Genomic DNA, 20,267 nt, shown 5'->3' on the forward strand with positions numbered 1-20,267 from the left:
AAAATCTACTTTGGCTCATTATTTGCTGCAAAGTTTTATTTCGCTTTTTCTCGTAAGGCTTATTTTGTCGTTACTTATGGCTCGTTTTATGGTTCACAATTTGGCTCATTTTTTCGTTCAAGTCATAATTAGAAAGAGTAAATTTAGCCAGTTATTGAGGTAGGTCATGGAAAACATTAGAGCAGCAATTATCGAAGACCATAATTTGACCAGGGTAGGTATCAGTAGTTGTTTAAACGAGCAAAAAAATATTCAAGTTGTAGGAGATGCTGAGAATGCTACTGCTGGTTTACAACTACTTCAAGATACAAAGCCAGATATTGCCATTGTTGATATTGGTTTACCGGACATGGATGGGATAGCACTGGTACAAAAGTTTCGACAATCTGTGCCATCAGCAAAAGAAACAAAAATCATTATGTTGACTTCTTTTGCTGATGAGCAGATGGTTTTAGCAGCGTTTGCAGCTGGAGCAGATTCTTACTGTATCAAGACTATTAAGTTTGAGTTACTGTTAGAAGCACTGTACATGACTTATGAAGGGTATTCTTGGATTGACCCAGTAATTGCGCGGATTATTCTCAAGAATATTCGTCGTTCAGTGAATACAAAACAAAATATTACTTCCAAAGCGATTATCTCTGCTGTTGAACAGGAGCAAGTAAGTATTTTGGCAGCAGATCCATTAACAGACCGGGAAATGCAAGTATTAGAGTTAATTGTCCAAGGTTTCGGCAATCAAGAGATTGCTGATCAACTGTATATTAGTTTGGGAAGTGTAAAAGTATATGTGCGGGGTATTTTGAGTAAACTTTGTGTTAGTGACCGTACTCAAGCTGCTGTTCTAGCATTGCGGGCTGGTTTACTCAATTAAGAGTGAATCATAAGCATTCAGCCGTCAGTAGTCAGCTATCAGCTAGAAAGAAGAAAACCATCAATTATCAATTGTCCATTGATAAATTGCTCTCATTAACACGCTGTGTAATTTTACAAAACGAGAGCATTCTTATTATTAACTCAATCTTTCTCTAGAGAATAGCTGTTAGCGTAGCGTGGCGTAGCCATTTACTGATTACTGATAGCTGAATACTTACTACTTACAGTGAATCTTTGAAGTCTTGAATTGCTGTCGCTGTTAAAGCATAAACAACCCGACGCTTACGTTCAACATGAGTACCATTCACAGGAATTCCTTTCTTCCAAGCGGCAATAATCGCTTTCTTATCTGCTGAGTAAACTGTCTTTTCTCTGCGATATTTTGCTGGTAATTTTTCTGCATCTACCAGTACATCACAACTCGGTGGATTTTCTTTAATTGTAATCCGCAATGAATTACCAATCATTTTTTCAGGTAAAATCCCTGTGGCATTTTGTTCTAAAATTGTTTCATCTAATTTCTGTCGCCACCGTTCTAGTCTTAATAGTGCTGATTGATGTACTGCTTTGAGATGTTCTAGTCGTTGCTTAATAGCTGTTATTTCTGCATCTAGTTGTAATGCTAATTCGGCTTGAATATCAACTGCTTCTGATTGTTCTTCTTGAGTGTCCCAAATCGCATTGATGATCTCAGCTTCTTCTTCAGGAGTCTGACAATTGGTTAATTGTTCCCAAAGATGAGCAGCAGTTTGGGATAGTCCGGCTAAGGATTGTTGAGCGAGTGTTATATTCATTATTACCACTTTCCACAAGTTTGATAGTATTCTTTTTCAGCTTCAATTTGATTTACAATAGCTAATGTACCTGTATCTAAATCAGTATCGAGGAATAAGTTTGCAGTTAGTTTTTGTGTACCTTGATGATTTGGCTCAGGACTGGCAGTAAGTTTAGGTTTCAGTGTTGTTACATTTTCTGTTACAATTACTGTTGGTTGTTGCATTGTTTGGGTTGCGTAACGCCATTAATTTGAGCGCGTTAGCGCATCTATTCATGTTGATATTCAAGTGACAATTCAAATTTGTGAGTTAACTTGTTGTCAACTATTTATTAGTTAGTCAATATCAAAATTTCAACCTAATACCAGATATGAAACTCATCAAAAAATCTGACAAGCTTCTTCAAGAAACACAAATAACAGAGGAAACAAAAGAGCAAAGTTTACAAAGTAACTTCAGTTATATAGAAAACCCAACAGGTGTGGAGCAGCTAAAACAAGATATAAAGTATCAAGAACCTAACTATGTTCCGATACGTGATAATCCTATAGTTTTATCTGTAGGTAATACAGGATGGCAGGTTTCTGAGATTTGGAAAGATATTAGATTGGATAATTTTTAATTATTACTTAATTGGTTGATTAAAAATTAAAATATTTTTTCTTATGTAATAAAAAAAAATGGATTTATGTCTAGTCCTTATTATCCAATGATTCTTTATCCACCTTTAGTAAGGCAGTTAAGAAATGGTAATTTAGAACAGAAGTATCTCAAAGCTCCGTTTCAAGGCTGCATTACATTACCAGATGAAAATAGTATAGCCCAACAAGGAGTGAGTGCAAAGGAGTTTTTTCGGCATCTACTGCCGGCCTTTCCTGGAAGTACAATCTGTCAAGCGGTTGAGTTTGAAATTTCCGGTTATCCTCTACATTACTCAACTGATTTTATTTTTTATCATCACTCATCTGGGTTAGCTTTGGATATTGAAATTGATGAACCTTATATTGGAAATACAGGTAAACCTCATCACTGTATTGATGTTGATGATGATAAAATTCGTAACCGATTTTTCTTAAAGCATAATTGGGGTGTAATTAGGTTTGCAGAAATTCAGGTGGTGCGTCATCCTTGGAGTTGTTGTAAGGTAATTGCTCAAACAATTGCTAAGTTAACAGGAGATGATAGGGTGTTCATGTTATTGAAAAGATTGGCTGATTTACCTTTACAAAAACGTTGGACAAGGTGTGAAGCTAGGTTGATGGCAAAGAACAATTATCGTCTATCTTATCTGCCAAAAATGTTAAAGTAGGGCTTGCTGAAAAAAAAGCAGACAAAAACCTTTACCTTACGCTCTTACTTAACTTGTGCGTAAGTCCCAAAAGTGTAAAAGGTTCGGCTTAAATGTGAACCGTGGGTCACAAAATCGAATAGCTCCCCCTAAACTCACTATTCCGGTTCTACTTTAGGCAAGTATAAAACCAAACTTCGCTTAACCTCATCATGAACCTCCTTCGGCAACACAGATATCAAACAATCCATTAAAAAAGCTTTGATTTCTCGACAAGCTGCATTCACAGCCTGAGAAAACCCCTTCCAACCAAGATGTTCAGCAAACGTGATCACCTGTTCAATCACTACTTCCGCTGATTCATTACCCACTTCCCTATCGTGTTTAAGAATAGGCAAATACTCATCAATCAGCCACTTTTGCTCTTGAGTCAAAATCTCTAGAGAATTATTACTACCCCTATATAAAGAGTTATATAGGAGCAGTAATAATTTTCTGAAACTATTCCACCCACCCCAATACTTATTAGCAATTTTACTGATCCATTCTTGAGAAATACCAGCAGCCTTACCCAGCATCTCCTGAGTAACTTTCTCCCACTCTGTCACCCCATCTGCTATCAATTGCTTAAACCCTTCAAAAATACCCCTGCGAGTTTGCTGTATCTGCGTTCCTGCTTCTGGGCAAATATCAAAAGCATCAGATTTAATAAACCTAGCATTAGGGTAGTAATCCGCTAAATAGGACAAATCTTTGTCACTAACCACATAAAAAGTAACCTCCTCCGTCCTGCGGTTAGCTCTAGTTCTACCTGCACACTGAATAACTTCAGTTTGAACCAAATGGTTAATTACATCTTGAAAAGCCTTATTTTCTTTACCAACACTTCTATCTCCTGTTAAAGTTATATAAACTTGTCCAGATGCTCCAATATCCTGATAAGGAGTGCCAAAACTGCAAATAGCTTGCTTATCTTGATAGGCATTACTGCCGCGATTGTCAGCAAACCAGTGTCCATCACCCTGATTTTTATGTGCTAAGTGGTCTATGTAAGCAATATTGCCATCATGACGCTGGTTTAATTCTTCTCGCAAAGCCGCAATTCGTTCTTTCAATTTGTGACCTCGGTCTTTATTCAGCAACCCAAAGCCTGTAATTTGGTGAATGGTAAGGTTACTGTAATCTGGTGGGATTTCCGAAATCACCAGTATTTCCTCTGGATTAATGCCCAACTGCATAGCTACATTGTCACGGTTAGCAGTAGCATCCATCAAGAAAACAAAGTCAAAAGCTTTGAGGACATCAACTTGACGGCTGTTTTTAGTAGCAATAATTAAATGTTTGTTTTTAACCCGTAAAGCCCCTGGTTGAATTTCTCCAATGACTTCTAGAAGGGGAATCAACCATCTCACGGGTAAATCGTTGATATTCCTGTAAGTCTCTTGGGCAGCTTGTTTATTGAGGTAACTACGGATAAATTTTAAAGTTTTTCTGTTGATATTTTCGCGATCGCTCTTATCAACCCCATCCAATGTCACACTATCAGCCTGTTGTACCAATTCCTCGATATCTGGAGCAATAGTTTCCAGTTCAGCGATAATTTCCGGTATATCTGTGGGAATTTCCCCTAATAAACCCCTGATTAACTCATCATTGTACCCATGATATGTTTCCTCAACAGGGGGAATTTCACCAGTTAGCAGTACCCGCAGTGGTAGAACTAAACTTCTAATTTTGTCATACACTGTCGGTAATTTAGTTTGCACCTCCATCATTGAGGAGTCAAAATCTCGTAAACTAACTTTAATAAAGTCAACTGGTTGTAGTTGTCTAGAAGCTTCGTCAACAAAAGCACCTGCCTTCATGCTAGTGATATCTGTAGCTTGGGGTAAGGAGTTGATATTGGCACGAATCCGCTTAGATGCTAGTGCATCCCTTCTATCACGTCGGAAGGTAGCACCATTGACTTTCGGGAGGACATTACCAGCAGCATCTCTACCCGCACAATTAGCCCTGAGTCTACAACCGTTACAGATAGGGTTGAGGCTTGCTTCTGCGGATGTTTCTTTTTTGTATCCTTTGGTTGCAAGAGCATTAAAAAAATCTGTCAGAGGACAAGTTCCCTCAATATTGGGTTCTTCCCCCAGTTGAGGCCAGTGTATTTGTGGGTTGCCCAGTGGTGTGAGTTTAGAATAGTCTGCTACTAATCCATTGTGGCGTACTGGTAAGTCTGTCCACTGTTCAATAGTTGCTACAGTGGGATTACGGTGTTCATTGCTGAGGTAAAAAAGTGTATGGACTCCCAACTGTTCTGGCATAAATTCACCCACAGTGTGAGATTTACCAGCACCTGCGTGTGATAAATCTAAGATGAATTTTTTACCGTAATTGGCAGCATCTAGGTAAGTCTGGGTGCGATTGTTCGGTTCAAACCAGATATCAACATCTAGGTTATTGGTTGGTAAAAGTATAGTTGGTTTTGGTTGGTAAACAACGTTACCTATAAAACGTTTGGCTTTATTAGCAACAGTGATTAAAGTTTGAAGGAATTCTTGAAAGTCTCTGTTTATACCGTATTTAGCTTGCCATTCTTGTTTGTTGATTGTGGGATCTGTTACGGTGGGATGTAGGTTATTACCAGAGTATTTTCTGCGGTAATCTTCAAATATCTCCCTTTGATAATTGTTTAACTCTTTTTGTTGGTAATCTTGGAATACAGCACTTTGGTAATTGTTTAACTCTTCTTGTTGGTAATGGAATATAGCACTTGGGTAATTGTTTAATTCTTCTTGTTGGTAATGGAATACAGCACTTGGGTAATTGTTTAATTCTTTTTTACGGTAATTGCTGAATCTCTTTATTTGGTGTTTGTTATACTCGTTATCCTGGTAATTACTATTAAAAGTTGTACCTTCAACTTTTGGAAATCTAAATCCATACTGTTTAGCAATGTGAAATAGCGTACCAATCGAAATACCAGAACGACCGCGAAAACTCTTAATTTTAGCTCTAATATTCCAACTCGTTCCCTTAATTGATGGACTCCACTGTTCTGCAATAATTTCTGCATCTACAGGTCCATAATGAGAATTGAGCGCCATTAATACCTGTAAGCACTCATGATAATTATTGCTACCAGGACTACGGGAAGGAATGTAAGTTAAAGCTTGTTGAATTAGCTGGTCAATATCCCAGTTGTTAGCTTCTGCACGCTCTTGAAATTGTATCCGACGGGCTGTAATTTCAGCTATGCGTTTTTCGTACTCAATTTTTTCTTGGTGAGCGGTGGTGACAGCTTCATCTATCCAAGATTGCGGTAATCTAGCGTTAGGGTTGATTAGTGGAAATGTTGCCTCTGTTGATCCGTAAAACACCCGTGAAGCATCTTTACAAGCGGGGTCATGGGGCAGGTGTTTCATTAAGTACCGTGTTAGCACTTCTACAGTTTCTGTACCCTGAACGTATTCAGGTAGTACGAAGACTAACCGGAATTTATGCCAATCTGGTTTATGGCTGGCTGTGGTGTAGATTAAAGCGCAATATTGCTTAATGAATGCGTGTTCTATTGCTTCGTCTAATGTGAGTTGATGTTGATAGATTTTCTGGGCTTGTCTGCCATCTGATTTTTCAATGACATTACCGTTAATGTCTACCCAAGCCTTATTAATTTTGATTGGTCTACCATTTTCATCTAGTGGATTGCCATTTTCATCTGTCCAAGTTGTGGAGTTGTCAATATCTAGTAGTACCCATTGAGAACCAATAATATTGGCTTTACTTCGCCATTGACCACCCAGTAAACCAGCACATAAGGCGTGTCCTGCTCTTACATGGCTGATAATGTCCCAAATAGTGCCTTTTGTATCTTGGAAGTTGCCTGCTAGTTTGCGAAAATCCCAGTCTTTATTTTTACCAGTGGCGTTAAAAGCGAATTTGATTTTGTCGTTCTGGATAGGCTCTGGTTGTAACCGTGGTGTAAATTGAGCCTGTTGTACGGTTGGTGATTGTAGTTTTGGCTGCTGTTTGAACTTGGTGGTAGATTCAACTTGTTGACTGGTTGGTGGTTGTAGTTCTGACTGGTTATGAAATTGCTGTTGATCCGTCAGGTGTTGCGGTTCTGACTGGTTGTTAAATTGTTGTTGTTCGGTTTGATGATGTGTTGCTAATGGGTTGTAAAAATGCTGTGGACTGCTTGGTTGCTGCGGTTCTTGTTTGATTTCACTGGAAAATTGAGTTTGTTGATCAGCTAGGTGTTGCTTCTCCCACTGATTGTTAAACTGCTGTCGAGTGCTTGTTTGTTGAAGGTTGGACTGGTTGTTAAACTGTTTTTGTTCAGTTGGGTGTTGCGTTTCGGACTGGTTGTAAAAATGTTGTTGCTCGCTTGGATGTTGTGATTCTGACTGCTTGTTAAATTGCTGTTGTGACATGAGAGCCAATCCTCCTAAGTGTGTTGGAGGAATTGAAGCTATCCAGCATTAGTAATCTTTTAGACGAATACTCAGAAATGTAAGAAGATAAAGATTCTGAATCGCTTTTTTATCTGTAAAATCAGTGTTCTTCTGGTTTTACATCTCAACTTTTTTGAGATAGGATTACTAATAGGGATATTTAAATTAGGCTTCGACAACCCAATACCCTGCTCCAATTCCGATGATGGAATGTATTTTGAAAACCTTGCTGTCCATACAGGACGTGGGGTTTTCGCCTTTTAATTTAGTTGCACGTAGCTAACCAAGATTTGATAAACTCAGTTACTTCATCCTCTTGAATAACAAACATAGTGCCTTTTCTCCTGAGAGCTAGAGTTTTCATGCTTTCCACCTCACTATAAAGGTGTTCATTGAGATTTGAAGCTTTTATAGTAGGATGCCACAAAACTAAAACTTTTGTGGTGCGTGTTTTTGTGGCCTCTTTTGAAGACATATTAAACAGGTTTCGGTTTTTGTTAAGCCACTTTTCATAATCTGCCAACTCAAGCAGTGGACAGGGTTTCCAAGTAGTTAAACCACCTTTATTTTTCTTTCTGACTTGGAGAATTTCTCTAGCTTCGTTGTATACTACCTCCCTATCTCCAAAAGAGCGAATGGAGATAAACAGGTGAGTTGTGCGCGGAAACCTGATAAACAAGTCAATAGGGTTCTTGTCTTCAACCTGAAGCACTGGAAAGACCTGTATTCCTTTGCTTTTAAACTCCTCTAAAAGTATGGTTGTTAATTTTTCCAGTCGTGCAATTTTTTCAACCCTGACCGATGGCTTGTAGGCCAAGCCAAAACGTGACCAACCAGCTGGACTTGTGCTTGTAGCGATTTCTGAATCACTAGCAGCTAGAACAGCAGGGTCAACGTTTTTCGCCTCCCTAAGCCCCTCTAAAGCCGCTTCGTTGTGCGGCGGTAGCTGAAAATCAGTAGGTGGGTCTTTCACGGTCAACATTGGCGACATCAACAATTAATGATGTGAAAATAGCACTTCCTTTTCAAATCCTAATGCCTGATACGACATTTTGAACCAATGGCTATTTAATGCTTAACAAAAACAACACGGTTAAATAAATATTTGCTGTCTGAACAAAGATTAATCGTAGTGAATTATTATCTGATGTTAGTAAAACAAGTAACAAGCTACTAAGCCTACATAAACTTAAAGTTCCCAATCTAGAGTTTGTGTAAATTGGTGCTTTGTGACTGGTTGTTTCCTGTCAGTCAACAGCTGATTCCAACCAGCTTGACCGGGAGACACTCTTTTGGCTTGGGGGAGTTCAGTCAATAGGTCAGATATCAAGTCTTCAACTTTTTCATGATCTTTAAAAGCGATGACCACTGTATCAAGCGAGTCTAAAAAATCTAAAGGTATTTGAGCGCGATCGCAAATCTCTTTGTAGGAATCGCCTTCAGCAGTGCGATCCGCGCGATCGCTGAAAGCGGGCGTTTCGCCATCGCCTATACTCCAATACAATGTCGGTTGTCGTTTTCTCTTGTCAATAGTTGACTCTAAAGCAATAACAGAAAGAACTTCAATAGGGTCACTGAGTAAAACTGCTCTTGTGACTGTGGTATCCGTAGCAATCCAAAAACTACCGTTTTTTGTTGTTTCAGAGTTGAGAGGAATAGCAGTAAAATCACCAGTAGGTTCTAACTGTTTGGCAAGAGTTGGAACATCATCAAGCGTGCGTTCTACAAAAATTGGTTGACCTGTTTGACTGGGATACAGCCAACCCTTTTGATACAGTTCATTGAGCAGAGAAACGGGTAAATTGTACTGCTGGTTTAAGTTTTGGCGTATTTGTTTCCAGTTTGCGGGTTTTGGTGTAGGTAAGTAATTTGTCTGTGTTGCAGATGGTGTGACATTTTCAGCAATTCGCTCTGTTATATTTTCGATATCCTGATCATCCCGCGCTACTTTTAGCGTTGGTGTAATATTTTCAACTGGTTGCCTTATTAGTTTTTGGATATCCTGATCATCTTTCCTTGCTTTTACTGTTGATGCAATATTTTTTACAGGTGGATCTAGAAGTTTTTGGATAAGCTCAATATCCTGTTCTGTTTCTACTGCTGATGTTGAAGGGTCAACAGTTTGTTGGTTTTGAATACGGTTTTTATTGTGTTTTTGAGAAACAACTGATATTGGAGTTTCAGTAGTTTGCCCAATTTGAAGCCGGTTGTTATCTTCTTGTAAAGAAATCAATGCTATGTTATTTGTTACATTTTTATCTGGTTTAATTTGTTGTTCATCTTGTTGAGTTTTGGTGAATGCAGCATTGACAGTAGTTTGCTTGGTTATTTTTTGCGTGTGCTTATTATCGTGTTTCTCTTGATTGGATGTAGTGTTTTCAATATTTCGCTTCATTAGTTCTTGAATGCGTTTATCATCCTGTTTAGGAATATAGCTAACACCACGATGCTTTTGTAAACCAGGAAAAGTGTATGCTTTACCTAGATGCGTACCACTGAAAGCTACTCCATCAAGTTGGTAGCTGATGCCTTTAACTTTACCTGTGCGAGTATAACCAACACAGACATTAATACCTTGTTTTTGCGCTCTTTCTATCAACTCTGGCATAGTTGGGCGGTCATGGGTTGCTTCATCGAGCGATCGCTGAAGTTTGACTCTAACGCTTTCTTCCCCAGTTCTAGCAAGCTGTCTGCGTTCACCAGTAGTAGGACTGTGTTTATCTTTTTCCCAACTAGGTTGTACTGATTGTAGATTGTATTCTTTTTCTAATTTACGGATGATAATTTCACTTCTGGGGTTGTCCCACCTATCAGAGACTGTAGTTCCATCTAATTGAATGCGACTGGCTGCAATATGTGCATGATCATGAGTGCGGTCAGTGTGTCGCACTACAATATATTGATTCATAGTGAAGCCCATTGCTTGTAGATATTTTTGGGCGATTTCATCCCAAGTGTCATCATCTAAACTTTCGTGGTGAGGCAAGCTGAGAGAAGCGTGATAAACAGCCCTGCTTACCTTCGGATTTAATCTACGAGATATACCAAATTCAGCCGCTAATTCCCGTGGGTTTGTTCCTTCCATATTCCCACCGATTTGTCTTGCTCCTTCTTTGCTAAAAAGGTAGTTTAGTAGTCCCCTGAAACTTTTACCTTTGATGTGTTTGCCGATCATATTAATTTCCTAGCAGTCTTTGTTTATACTTAGCTTGGCAAGTAAGTAACTCCAGAAAATAAAATATACAGATTCTGTAATCAACACAACTGTTTCTTAACCTGCTTCCTTATTATCAAAACAATGGGATATTTTTGATTTGGAAGTCCCTCAGTGGTGCTGAATTTACGCTTCATCCTGGATATCAGTAATTAAATCAACCTCCGTGATTTCTCGCCGCACTTGTCTTACCAAATTTCTCACCTCTTCTAGTAATGCTCGATCTACAACCACTGGTTCACCCATAAGTACCGATGTGTTGATAGCTTTAGCGATTTGGTTAAGGTTGTTACCGATTTTTCCCAACTCCCAATAAGTTTCACCTGCCACTTTAGTGACACGCCTGGGTAATCTATGTTTGATAGTCTTGGCACGAAATAACTCTGCCATCGTCAAACTGTTTTCCTCTGCCATTCGTCGCACCTGTTCTTTTTCTTCTGGTGTGAGGCAGATATGAAACCTGATTGTGCGCTCTTTTGGAGGCATGGCTGAATTGCTGAATTTCTTAGTGACCTTATGTTGTATTTCTAGTTTGAAATATTTAAGCTAATCAGTCATTAGCCAAGTGGATATTTTTTTCTTGTTTTTTATGACTGATGTTTAAACTGAATTCAGTTTTCGTTGAGTTTGATTTTTTTCGTATCGTCTCCCCCTCCGTCACGGTGGTTTACCTACTTAGGTAGGGGAACCGTGAAAGGAGGGCAAGTTTGTCGCTGTTTCCCTGAAAATTACAAAATTTTTTGTCATAGAGATGCACATTGCGACATAGCTTGCTACGCGCCAAACGTTTTTTTGGGCTACTCAAATCAAAAATTTGAGTGGCGTTCAATTGGCGCTCAGTTGGCGTAGTATTGGCGTGTACTTGGCGTATTATTTTATCAATAAGCTGTTTTATTGCAAGTAAATTATATACATAGTGTACTTATTTTTGTAGTATTGGCGTGTACTTGGCGTATTATTGGCGTTCAATTGGCGCTCAATTGGCGCTCAATTGGCGTATTATTGGCGTATTATTGGCGTAGTATTGGCGTTGAAATGCCACATTTTTCAAATTGAATTCAATAACATAAAAATAATTCGTTGATCAACGGTTGTGAAAAAAATAGCCAACTGGATAAAAATTTTGGCAAAAAAATAGTCAGTAGGTAGATAGGCATAATTTTTATTTGCACTTAACTTAAAAAGAAGTTGTTAGGCAAACCAGAATCAATGTCAAACTTGATCGTCAGTTTTGACCCTGGTGCTTCCTTGACCAAGATTGTTTATGAACTAGCAACTGAAGGCAAACCATGTTTGATGACAATGGAACCAGAAATGCTGAGGTTGCCGCAAAGTTCGATTGACGCTTATATGTCAAGTCGCAAGGGTCTAGAATCTTCTCATCCAGTAGATGAAGCCTGGGTATCTTGTACAGCAGATGGTGATACACAATGTACAGTAGTGGGATTTTTAGCACGTCAGTTTTCAGCATCCGCCAGACTAGATAAACTCAAGTACGAAACTTCCATTGACAAAGCTTTAGCGGTTGTTGGTGCGATCGCTCAACATAACAAATTACCCAACAGATTCTCCCTATCACTGACTTCACTGCTGCCCTACGGTGAATATCAAAATCGTCAAGCCTTTGAAGAACAGTTGCGGGTTGCACTCAAGGATTTTAGATTTCGGGGTCAAAGGTTGCGGGTGAAACTGGAACGATTCGAGTGTTTACCTGAAGGTGCAGGATTGGCCATGATTCGCCAACGCCAGAACGGTAAAGCATGGTTCAACGCTCAAACCATTGCGGTGCTGATGTTTGGACATCGCAATAGCAGCCTTCTCTTATTTGAACGGGGCAAGATGACGGCGGGTTATACCAATGGATTGGGCTTTCACCAAATGGTAAAACGAGTTATTGAACGCACATCTGGACAAGATGCCACTACTTTAACTGCTGCTATCTATGCTGCCGGTGCAGATATCACAGCAGATAATCCAGCAATCCGCGCTTTGGTCAAAAGCAAAGACCCGAAAAATATTGATTATGAGTTACAGATGATTGTTAATGCCATTGCTACTGCTAAAGCTGAGTATTGGTCTAGACTTTACGACTGGCTGGAATCCACTTTACCTGCGGTGAATGAAGTGATTTTAAGTGGTGGTGCAGCGTTGTACTTAGAGCAAGAATTACAGGAATGTTTTGAAGAGATTTCCACTTACTGGGGTACAGATTTACAAAATCAGGTACAGGAAGCATTTAAGAATGTCAATAATGATGATCACCATACATTTCGAGAGCAGGAAACTTTGTCCTTTAGGTTAATTGATGCTTTTGGTTTATTTATGCGATTTAGAGCGCAAATGGAGAAAGTAGCATGACTAACAAGAAACAAGGAAAAAATAATGGTAATCATAGAGAACGCAGCACTAATGGTAAGGGTAGATTGCCTCAAGAAACTGAAACTGACAAACAATATAAAGATTTGAATTATCGGTTTCGTGCTTACTCAAATACTTCCGATGGTAAGTTAATTACATACTTACAACAAGGTAATGGACTTAGTACCACCAAAGAAATGATATTGCAGGCATTAAGAATGTGCTGGTTGCCATTAGCATATAAAGCACAAGCAGATGCAGGTATTAGTGAGCAAGAAGTACGTCGAATAGGGTTGACTTGTTGTCATGCCTTGGAGCAACATTTGGCTTATTTACGAATGGAGTTAAGATTACCACTCAAATCAAGTGATGCTTTGCCTATACCTCTAAGTACAATGACTAATCCTCAAACCCTTGCTGCTATGTTTGGTTTGGATGTTGGTAATTCTAGTGATGAAGATACCACTAATAAAAATCAAGATAGCACCAATAGTAATAGTGGTAGTGGTAGTGAGTCACAAATAATTGATTCGGACTCTTTTATTCCTGGAAAAGGGTCTTTTCATGATGACGATGACGATATGTTCGCAGATATTTAATTAAGTTTTGCTGAGAAAGTATTTTCATGGAGGCAGGGAAAAGGGAACAGGGAACAGTTTTAGCTATCTGTCATCTCCAATTTTTCTGATTTATTCAACCCAAAATGCACACTTTTGAGGCTACATTCTTTAAAAACCGTATGGCTAAGGCCACGCTACTCTATCGGCTGACGCTCACGGCGAAGCCTTGTACCTACTTCCCTATTTATCAACCTCAAACCTTTTATTTATTTTGGGTTTGCATTTATATGCCTGACGGCACGCTCCGCGAACAGCCAGCCCTAATTATCTATTAAATCAAATTTAGTTAAATAATAAAGGAGGAAATAAAATGGCTGCAATTCACTTCATTGATGGTGAAAAGGGTGGTGTTGGTAAGTCTTTGTTTGCGCGGGTAATGGTGCAATATTGCATTGATAACAAATTACTTTATGAATTGGTAGAAGCTGATCAAAGTAATCCAGATGTCGGTGCATTTTACCCAGACAATCATAAAACAGCCGTTTTTAGTGAATCAGAACGCAAAGCTTATGAAGCTGATGAAATCTTTGATTTAGCACTGGACAATTCTGTGATTGTTAATTTACCTGCTCAAGTATACCCAGCAGTTACCGATTGGATTGAGCGCAATCAGATTTTAGAAATTAGTGGTAAAAACAAGGTCAAGATACATAAATGGTTTGTTTGTAGTGGAGGATATGACAGTTTACAGTTATTCATGCAGTCTTTAGAAAGATTTGAAAAGAAAATTAAACATATCTTTGTCCGTAATTTTGGTTTATGTGATGACTGGAAACACATAGATGAAAATCAGGAATTAAAGGATTTAATCAAGACTTACAAAGTTCCAGTAATTGATTTTCCTAAATTTAGCTACCGAGAGAGGAATATCCTTGATGCCAAACGGATAAACTTTTCTGAAGCTAAAAATTATAAAGATTTAGGAATATTAGGTAAACAGAGATTGCATAGGTTTCTCAAACAAGCTTTTGAAGAAATTGAAAAAGCTAAAATTTGGAATCCACCAGCAGCTTCAATTACTCCCCCATCCGAAAAAGTTGATAGTGCTAATAGTAATGGGAAAGTCGCTACTAAGAAGTAATGTAGGTTTTGCTAAACAAGATGAAAATTTAGGTTTGTGTAGCCTTTGCTAATAGTTCAATGCTTGCTTAAAATCTTGGATTGCTGACAGTTAAATTCTCAGGAATTAATCTACATGAAAACCAGTAAAGATATGACTCATTATCAGACTGAAGAACTCGATTTAGATGATGATTTTTTGGATTCAGTAGCAGCTAGAGGTAAAGGTTTAAGTCGCATTCCTTACCCTACTTTATTAGATTTAGCCATTCGCGGTAAAGATGATAATTTCAAAGCTAGGGTTTGGGAAATAGTTGTTCAAACTGGACTAGATCCTGATGACCCAGCATTTTTAATGATGATTGCTACTGGTAGACTGCAAGTGCTGTTAGAAGACAGTCCTCAAGAAATGGAGGCCATGTTTGACCAATGGCAAACCCAACTATATGACCATCTTCAAAGCTATGAAAAAGCAGCAGTCAAAGGTCAACAGAAAGCGATCGCTCACGCAGTCACAGCATTAATCAAGCGTACAGAATTTGAGCGTGCTATTCATTCAGTTCCATCATTAATTGCAGCTGGTGTTTTGTTATTAATTGCATCTTGTGTGGGTGGATTTCTGAGTATAGGTGCAATGCTTTGGTATCAATCTAGCAATTTAGATCCAACTGGTCCACGTCAACTGACTCAACAAGAAGCTAATACTTTAGCATGGGCAACTACTAATGAAGGTAAATTTGCTCGCAATTTTATGGAATGGAATCGAGATTTATTGAGCAGAGATAGTACCGGTCAACTTGCCTGTACTAGAGAAGTAAACCGCTTGGGAGTGACATTAGAAATAGGACAAAGCAACAGAAAAGCTGTATCAGGTTTTTGTACTCTTTGGGTACAACCTCCTAATCAACGCAAGTTTATTTCGCAGTAAGTATCCAGTCATCAGCAATCTTGTTTTTCAACGTATTTGATATTAGTTGTTCAATTGTAAAATAGGAGTAAATCAATGTTGAAGAGAAAAGTAAACTGTTTTTGGTTAATGATAACCGGAATAATTCTAGCAGCTTGTACTCCTGATACTGTAGATACAAATAGCAAAAGTGAAAGCAATATTGCCAAAGCACAAGCTCCCTCTATCCCCGAATATCCACCAATGTATAATGTTAAAGTAAATATTTGTGGTAATATCATTGCCCCAATTAAAGATGGTAAACGCTGTATCAAGCACAATCTGCGTTTGTGGGGACCAGTAGAAGAAGCGAAATTGGTTCAGACTGGTATTCCTCTGGCAGCCATGTCTGCTGTAGATCATAAATTAGCAATTAGCTCTAGAGGCTGTTATCCTGAATATTCTCAACCTTCTAATCAGCAGTTTTATTGGGCGGATCTCCTTATTTATGTGAATAAAACAGGAAAAAAACCAACAATTGAAGTAAACACAACTCAAATGTCAAACCAAGAAATTTTCAGTTTAATAAATAGTCGGTTTTCTACTCCAACAATTGCCACGTTTGGTGGTGTCGGCTGTAAACCTCTACCTGTTAAAAAATAGTTACACCGGATTCCTTTGTTATCAATTGATAATTGACAATTGATAATTGTTTAATTCAAGTTTAAAACCTCTCCTTTCAAGGGGAAAAACCAAAAAAATCTGCTTTTTCAATCCTCTGACTTTAAGGTAGAGGTCACAATACTGCTCGGTTTACGAAACTAAATAAGGCTGAACCCCTTGAAATATTGTTATTTGTGATGCCCAAAAATGCTTAACCGAGTAGTATTAGTAGAGGTCATTGTTGATTGTCCATTATTGAACTGTTCTCTGTTCTCTGTTCTTTTTTTTGTAACAGGATATTCTGTATTTTGAATACTTGCCGATAAACATCAAAACTCAAAACTGCTTTTTTTCAAGGCAATTTTGAGTTTTTATTTGGAGAATTGAAGAGATTATGCAAATTTTGTTTGTACTTTGTTCTGAAGTAAGTTGATAATTGCAGCTTTTTCTAAAATTCCGACTAACAACCCATTGTCACGAATTACAGTCAGTGCTGATAATTTTTGTGTTTCGAGTAACTGTACTACTTCTAGCAACGGTTGATCCGATTGTACAGTGGTAGACTGCTCAATTGGTTTCATCACTTTGAGGACTTGAGTTTCTGCCCACAATGTATTCGGGATAGTTCGCAAGTCATCAACTGATATCGCTCCTAACAATTGTCCTTGTTCATCTGTCACCAAGAAACGACGGTATTCTTGAGCATTTAAGAGTCGTTGATCTGCAAACTCTCTTAAATTCAAATTTGCTTTGACAATTGGGCTATCATTGGTTAAAACATCCGCTGCTGTTAAACCTGTGAGTTTTTCTTGCACTCTAGCAAATTGGGCAGCATTTCCAGCATTTTGTAGTAAAAAGAAGCCAATTAACAAGTTCCAAAAGTTAGCAAAACTACCCAACAATAGTAGAGGAATTAAACCAGAGGCAATCGCTAACCAACCAAAGATTTGTCCAATTCGGCTGGCAACAACCACTCCTTTATAGGATTTACCAGTAATTTTCCAAACTATTGCTTTAAGTATATTTCCTCCGTCCAAAGGCAAGCCAGGAATGAGGTTAAATAGAGCTAATGTCAAATTAACAGAAGCTAGTAGATCAAGGATAGCAGCCAATGGTCCAGATGCAGCAGTCGCAAAACCAACTGTTGTCGCTGTAGCAAATAGCATCAAACTAACTATTGGTCCGGCAATAGCTACCCAAAAAGCTGCTCCTGGAGTTGGCGATTCTTTTTCTAAGCTTGCCAGTCCACCAAATATAAATAGTGTAATTGATTTAACATCAATTCCTTGGCGAATAGCGACAAAGCTGTGTCCTAATTCATGAGCGACAACTGAGCCAAATAACAACAGTGCCGTGATCAATCCTAGTACCAAAGGTAATCCCCCACCTAATTGGGGAAATTGAGCCGCTAGTCCGCTGCTATAGCTCCAAGTTACCAAACCTAGAACTAAAAACCAGGAAGGATGTATATAAAAAGGTATTCCAAAAAGGTTGCCAACCCGAATTGTGCTATTCATGGTATTCACCTGTGACATGGGCATTGAGAAGTGTGTTCTTTCTCTCAATGCCCGTATCGTAACGAAATATTAAGTAAATTGAATCTGTGTAACGGTAGTGGTGTCCGTCCGTGCAGGTGTGGTTATGCGAATTTAGCCTCTAAAGTAGAGTTTTTATGGGTGAGGGTGGGTGGGTAAAAAGTTACCCCACTTAAATGTGGGGCTGCTGTTTTCAGTAGTAGATATAGCTGTAGCTATTCAGAAAAAGAACATTATTGATCCTTAAAACCTAATCATAGGAGGGGTTTCACTCTCAAATAAAATGCCCCGATTTTAGATAATTCGGGGCTTTGTAATTAGTCTTCAATTTCTAAATCTTCGTCATACTCATCTGATTCAAAATCCTCATCAGTTGCATCATCAAAATTGCCGTTTAAGCTATTTAATCCTTCGATACGTTTAGAACGAGCAGCTTTATGAGCAGCACGTCTATCTCGAATTTCATCCAAATTGTTTAATCCGTAAAGTTTGCGGGCATAATTCACCAATTCTTTTAATGGTGTGTTTGCATAATCTTTGCGGAATTGGTAATTATGTTTATCCCAATCAAATTCTTGACCATTAAATCGGGCTGCGGCTGCTAATTCTCTACTTGATTCTTCTCGTAATACTTCAATTACCATCAGGTGTACTTTTTCCTGATAGGTAGTGACTCGCTCTAAAGCTGGAATGTGCTTTTCAATTTTCCGTACTGTTTTGGCTACTTTGCGAGCGTTAACCATGAGAAATACTCCTTTCTATTTTCTATTTTTCTCATAGAAACCGCATCGAAAGATGCCATTTAAAATTGATACTTTTCAATTGTTAATTGACAATTATTTCCATAATTTCTTGTCGTTATGCTTATACAAAGTATATTTTCTGAAATTAAATTTTGGGATTTTCAAATTCAATAAAAAAATAACCTGTATTGTTGGTGGCAATACATGGTTATTTTAGATGATTATTCTGTCAATCTCTGAGAATCAATTATTCGTCGTCATCATCCTCATCTAAGTCGTCATCTTCATCCAAATCTTCATCGAGTTCTTCTTCGTCATCCTCATCTAAATCTTCATCTTCGTCTAAGTCCTCATCAAGTTCATCATCTAAATCATCCAATTCTTCCTCTTCCTGTTCTTGGAATGAATTGCGACGTTCCAAAGATGCACGGTTGAATTCAACTAAATCAGCTATTGCTTGTTCTGGGTCGGTGCTAATTGTGTCGTATAGCATACTCATGAAAATAGCAACTACTTCTGGTGGATATTTCATTGCATCCGGGTGTCCAAACAATTTAGGAAATAATTTGCTATTCCATTTCTGCCAATCAAACTTTTTATTACCGCCTTTCTTTTTTACTTGTGCTGCAATATCAAGTCCGAGTTTTTCACGGGCTGCATGACCGATTTTAGTAGAAATTCTTGAGTCCCGTAGCTGTAATTTAATCCCGTATTCTTTGAAGATTAAATTCCGCAATTCTTTCAATAAAGCTAATGCTTCTTCTTGTGGTGAAGCCGTTACTGTCTTAGATTTAGTTGCGGAAGTTGCATTATTTGTTTTTGCTGATGCTTTACCGTTAGTTGTATTGCGAGTGTTGCCGTTAGTACGAGTTTTGGCTGTTGCCATTTTACTTTCTTCCTTTCATGAAGTGAATTTTTCACTTCCTTGCCGCAGTCGCGGCTTTCATCTCCATTTATTTCCAATTTCATGATTGAAATTTCAAATCTATCTTTGCTGTCACAACCATTTAAACTACTCGAATGCCAGCAAAGTGCTATCATTTAGGTAATGATCTGGTAGTAGACCAGCACTAGCAAAGGAGGCAGTATGGCAACAATTACGATTCGCAATATATCTGATGAGTTGCTTGAGCGCATTAAACGCTTGGCGGCACAAAAGGGGGTTTCGATGGAGCAAGAAGTCCGCGATTTGTTGCAAAAACGTTATGGGCAAAGGGATGAAGTGCTTGCTCGTATTCGTCAACGGGCGGAGGTATTGCCGATGGAAGCAGAAAGTCGGGTACAGTCTTGGAAATCAGAAGGACGACCTTGATGGTAATTGATACGATGGTTTTCGCCTATGCCCTCTTGCACGTAGAGAATAAGTATGAACAGGCGATCGCTGCTTTAGAAAGTGTAGATCAGATTGTGGTGCCTGATTCGTTGTTTGTTGAGTTGGGCAATGTGATTTGGCAATGGATTCAATTTCGACAACTGCCATTGCAAATGGGATTAGATGCAATGCAAGATGTTGAGGCATTAGTTGATGTGATAATTTCCAGTTCTCAAATTCGAGATGTTGCTTTAAAACTAGCAGTTCAAGCCAATCATTCCTTCTACGATACGTTATTCGTGGCAGCAGCAATTCAATCTGATACTCAGGTGCTGACTTATGATCGGAAACTGGCTGCTAAGTTTGGTGATAGGGTTCTATTACTAGAATAGATATCGCTGTTATTCAGGTAACAAATATAGCCGATTGGTTAGCAATAATTGTCCAAAAGGCTAAGGCATTAGTAATCAATTTACTTTACAAGGGGAA

At 38.5% G+C, this 20,267-nt stretch carries 19 protein-coding genes; 10 read left to right on the forward strand and 9 right to left on the reverse strand.

Going from position 1 to position 20,267, the window contains the following annotated elements; genetic code table 11:
• Positions 1-166: 166 nt before the first annotated feature.
• Positions 167-874, forward strand: coding sequence for a response regulator (locus A0J48_RS13300; RefSeq protein WP_200323752.1), 708 nt, complete (start codon positions 167-169; stop codon positions 872-874).
• A 223-nt stretch (positions 875-1,097) separates the two neighbouring features.
• On the opposite strand, the gene A0J48_RS13305 is transcribed toward A0J48_RS13300, so the two are convergent.
• Both A0J48_RS13305 and A0J48_RS13310 read right to left on the reverse strand, forming a co-directional pair.
• The gene (locus A0J48_RS13305; protein ID WP_200323753.1) at positions 1,098-1,670 is read right to left on the reverse strand and encodes a siphovirus Gp157 family protein; all 573 of its coding nucleotides are present in this window, start codon (positions 1,668-1,670) and stop codon (positions 1,098-1,100) included.
• Positions 1,671-1,672: 2 nt separating this feature from the next.
• On the reverse strand, positions 1,673-1,876 hold the full coding sequence (locus A0J48_RS13310; protein ID WP_200323754.1) for a hypothetical protein: 204 nt from the start codon (positions 1,874-1,876) through the stop codon (positions 1,673-1,675).
• A gap of 146 nt (positions 1,877-2,022) precedes the next feature.
• Between A0J48_RS13310 and A0J48_RS13315 the strand changes: the two genes are divergently transcribed.
• Both A0J48_RS13315 and A0J48_RS13320 read left to right on the forward strand, forming a co-directional pair.
• Positions 2,023-2,274 (forward strand): hypothetical protein, encoded by a 252-nt coding sequence (locus tag A0J48_RS13315; protein WP_200323755.1) that lies wholly within the window; start codon positions 2,023-2,025, stop codon positions 2,272-2,274.
• A 66-nt stretch (positions 2,275-2,340) separates the two neighbouring features.
• Positions 2,341-2,961 (forward strand): PDDEXK family nuclease, encoded by a 621-nt coding sequence (locus tag A0J48_RS13320; protein ID WP_200323756.1) that lies wholly within the window; start codon positions 2,341-2,343, stop codon positions 2,959-2,961.
• A gap of 137 nt (positions 2,962-3,098) precedes the next feature.
• Here the strand turns inward: A0J48_RS13320 and A0J48_RS26985 are convergent, their stop codons facing one another.
• The 4 genes from A0J48_RS26985 to A0J48_RS13345 all read right to left on the reverse strand — a co-directional run bounded on the left by A0J48_RS26985 (position 3,099) and on the right by A0J48_RS13345 (position 11,088).
• Entirely contained in the window at positions 3,099-7,367 is a 4,269-nt protein-coding gene (locus A0J48_RS26985; protein ID WP_234300906.1) for a PriCT-2 domain-containing protein, read from the reverse strand.
• Positions 7,368-7,653: 286 nt separating this feature from the next.
• On the reverse strand, positions 7,654-8,370 hold the full coding sequence (locus A0J48_RS13335) for a hypothetical protein (protein WP_200323757.1): 717 nt from the start codon (positions 8,368-8,370) through the stop codon (positions 7,654-7,656).
• Positions 8,371-8,577: 207 nt separating this feature from the next.
• Positions 8,578-10,563, reverse strand: a complete 1,986-nt coding sequence (locus A0J48_RS13340) for a relaxase/mobilization nuclease domain-containing protein (RefSeq protein ID WP_200323758.1) — start codon at positions 10,561-10,563, stop codon at positions 8,578-8,580.
• Between the two features lie 165 nt (positions 10,564-10,728).
• Entirely contained in the window at positions 10,729-11,088 is a 360-nt protein-coding gene (locus A0J48_RS13345; protein WP_200323759.1) for a plasmid mobilization protein, read from the reverse strand.
• A 723-nt stretch (positions 11,089-11,811) separates the two neighbouring features.
• Between A0J48_RS13345 and A0J48_RS13350 the strand changes: the two genes are divergently transcribed.
• The 5 genes from A0J48_RS13350 to A0J48_RS13370 all read left to right on the forward strand — a co-directional run bounded on the left by A0J48_RS13350 (position 11,812) and on the right by A0J48_RS13370 (position 16,188).
• Complete coding sequence (locus A0J48_RS13350; RefSeq protein ID WP_200323760.1) at positions 11,812-12,960, forward strand: ParM/StbA family protein; 1,149 nt, start codon at positions 11,812-11,814, stop codon at positions 12,958-12,960.
• The gene (locus A0J48_RS13355) at positions 12,957-13,559 is read left to right on the forward strand and encodes a hypothetical protein (protein WP_200323762.1); all 603 of its coding nucleotides are present in this window, start codon (positions 12,957-12,959) and stop codon (positions 13,557-13,559) included. Before A0J48_RS13350 ends, A0J48_RS13355 begins: the two co-directional genes overlap by 4 nt.
• 331 nt (positions 13,560-13,890) lie before the next feature.
• The gene (locus A0J48_RS13360) at positions 13,891-14,661 is read left to right on the forward strand and encodes a P-loop NTPase family protein (protein WP_200323764.1); all 771 of its coding nucleotides are present in this window, start codon (positions 13,891-13,893) and stop codon (positions 14,659-14,661) included.
• A 114-nt stretch (positions 14,662-14,775) separates the two neighbouring features.
• Positions 14,776-15,567: a DUF2207 domain-containing protein gene (locus A0J48_RS13365; protein WP_234300907.1), complete on the forward strand. Its 792-nt coding sequence runs from the start codon at positions 14,776-14,778 to the stop codon at positions 15,565-15,567.
• Between the two features lie 75 nt (positions 15,568-15,642).
• Positions 15,643-16,188, forward strand: coding sequence for a hypothetical protein (locus A0J48_RS13370; protein WP_200323766.1), 546 nt, complete (start codon positions 15,643-15,645; stop codon positions 16,186-16,188).
• A gap of 392 nt (positions 16,189-16,580) precedes the next feature.
• Here the strand turns inward: A0J48_RS13370 and A0J48_RS13375 are convergent, their stop codons facing one another.
• The 3 genes from A0J48_RS13375 to A0J48_RS13385 all read right to left on the reverse strand — a co-directional run bounded on the left by A0J48_RS13375 (position 16,581) and on the right by A0J48_RS13385 (position 19,352).
• Entirely contained in the window at positions 16,581-17,705 is a 1,125-nt protein-coding gene (locus A0J48_RS13375) for a site-2 protease family protein (RefSeq protein ID WP_200323768.1), read from the reverse strand.
• A gap of 335 nt (positions 17,706-18,040) precedes the next feature.
• Complete coding sequence (locus A0J48_RS13380; protein ID WP_200323770.1) at positions 18,041-18,466, reverse strand: hypothetical protein; 426 nt, start codon at positions 18,464-18,466, stop codon at positions 18,041-18,043.
• 247 nt (positions 18,467-18,713) lie between these two features.
• Positions 18,714-19,352 carry a primosomal protein gene (locus tag A0J48_RS13385; protein ID WP_200323772.1) on the reverse strand — a complete coding sequence of 213 codons (639 nt, stop codon included), beginning with the start codon at positions 19,350-19,352 and terminating at the stop codon, positions 18,714-18,716.
• 201 nt (positions 19,353-19,553) lie between these two features.
• Between A0J48_RS13385 and A0J48_RS13390 the strand changes: the two genes are divergently transcribed.
• Together A0J48_RS13390 and A0J48_RS13395 are read left to right on the forward strand one after the other, a co-directional pair.
• Positions 19,554-19,778, forward strand: coding sequence for a FitA-like ribbon-helix-helix domain-containing protein (locus tag A0J48_RS13390; RefSeq protein WP_200323774.1), 225 nt, complete (start codon positions 19,554-19,556; stop codon positions 19,776-19,778).
• Positions 19,778-20,170, forward strand: a complete 393-nt coding sequence (locus tag A0J48_RS13395; RefSeq protein ID WP_200323776.1) for a type II toxin-antitoxin system VapC family toxin — start codon at positions 19,778-19,780, stop codon at positions 20,168-20,170. Before A0J48_RS13390 ends, A0J48_RS13395 begins: the two co-directional genes overlap by 1 nt.
• The last annotated feature ends 97 nt before the right edge of the window (positions 20,171-20,267 follow it).

Origin of the sequence: Sphaerospermopsis aphanizomenoides BCCUSP55 (assembly GCF_001586785.1) — a bacterium.
GTDB classification, from domain to species: domain Bacteria; phylum Cyanobacteriota; class Cyanobacteriia; order Cyanobacteriales; family Nostocaceae; genus Sphaerospermopsis_A; species Sphaerospermopsis_A aphanizomenoides_A.

Bases quoted from the DNA above. Each gene is read 5' to 3' on its own strand.
- A0J48_RS13300 (WP_200323752.1), top strand. From the start codon at position 167: ATGGAAAACATTAGAGCAGCAATTATCGAAGACCATAATTTGACCAGG.
- A0J48_RS13305 (WP_200323753.1), bottom strand. From the start codon at position 1,670: ATGAATATAACACTCGCTCAACAATCCTTAGCCGGACTATCCCAAACT.
- A0J48_RS13310 (WP_200323754.1), bottom strand. From the start codon at position 1,876: ATGCAACAACCAACAGTAATTGTAACAGAAAATGTAACAACACTGAAA.
- A0J48_RS13315 (WP_200323755.1), top strand. From the start codon at position 2,023: ATGAAACTCATCAAAAAATCTGACAAGCTTCTTCAAGAAACACAAATA.
- A0J48_RS13320 (WP_200323756.1), top strand. From the start codon at position 2,341: ATGTCTAGTCCTTATTATCCAATGATTCTTTATCCACCTTTAGTAAGG.
- A0J48_RS26985 (WP_234300906.1), bottom strand. From the start codon at position 7,367: ATGTCACAACAGCAATTTAACAAGCAGTCAGAATCACAACATCCAAGC.
- A0J48_RS13335 (WP_200323757.1), bottom strand. From the start codon at position 8,370: ATGTTGACCGTGAAAGACCCACCTACTGATTTTCAGCTACCGCCGCAC.
- A0J48_RS13340 (WP_200323758.1), bottom strand. From the start codon at position 10,563: ATGATCGGCAAACACATCAAAGGTAAAAGTTTCAGGGGACTACTAAAC.
- A0J48_RS13345 (WP_200323759.1), bottom strand. From the start codon at position 11,088: ATGCCTCCAAAAGAGCGCACAATCAGGTTTCATATCTGCCTCACACCA.
- A0J48_RS13350 (WP_200323760.1), top strand. From the start codon at position 11,812: ATGTCAAACTTGATCGTCAGTTTTGACCCTGGTGCTTCCTTGACCAAG.
- A0J48_RS13355 (WP_200323762.1), top strand. From the start codon at position 12,957: ATGACTAACAAGAAACAAGGAAAAAATAATGGTAATCATAGAGAACGC.
- A0J48_RS13360 (WP_200323764.1), top strand. From the start codon at position 13,891: ATGGCTGCAATTCACTTCATTGATGGTGAAAAGGGTGGTGTTGGTAAG.
- A0J48_RS13365 (WP_234300907.1), top strand. From the start codon at position 14,776: ATGAAAACCAGTAAAGATATGACTCATTATCAGACTGAAGAACTCGAT.
- A0J48_RS13370 (WP_200323766.1), top strand. From the start codon at position 15,643: ATGTTGAAGAGAAAAGTAAACTGTTTTTGGTTAATGATAACCGGAATA.
- A0J48_RS13375 (WP_200323768.1), bottom strand. From the start codon at position 17,705: ATGAATAGCACAATTCGGGTTGGCAACCTTTTTGGAATACCTTTTTAT.
- A0J48_RS13380 (WP_200323770.1), bottom strand. From the start codon at position 18,466: ATGGTTAACGCTCGCAAAGTAGCCAAAACAGTACGGAAAATTGAAAAG.
- A0J48_RS13385 (WP_200323772.1), bottom strand. From the start codon at position 19,352: ATGGCAACAGCCAAAACTCGTACTAACGGCAACACTCGCAATACAACT.
- A0J48_RS13390 (WP_200323774.1), top strand. From the start codon at position 19,554: ATGGCAACAATTACGATTCGCAATATATCTGATGAGTTGCTTGAGCGC.
- A0J48_RS13395 (WP_200323776.1), top strand. From the start codon at position 19,778: ATGGTAATTGATACGATGGTTTTCGCCTATGCCCTCTTGCACGTAGAG.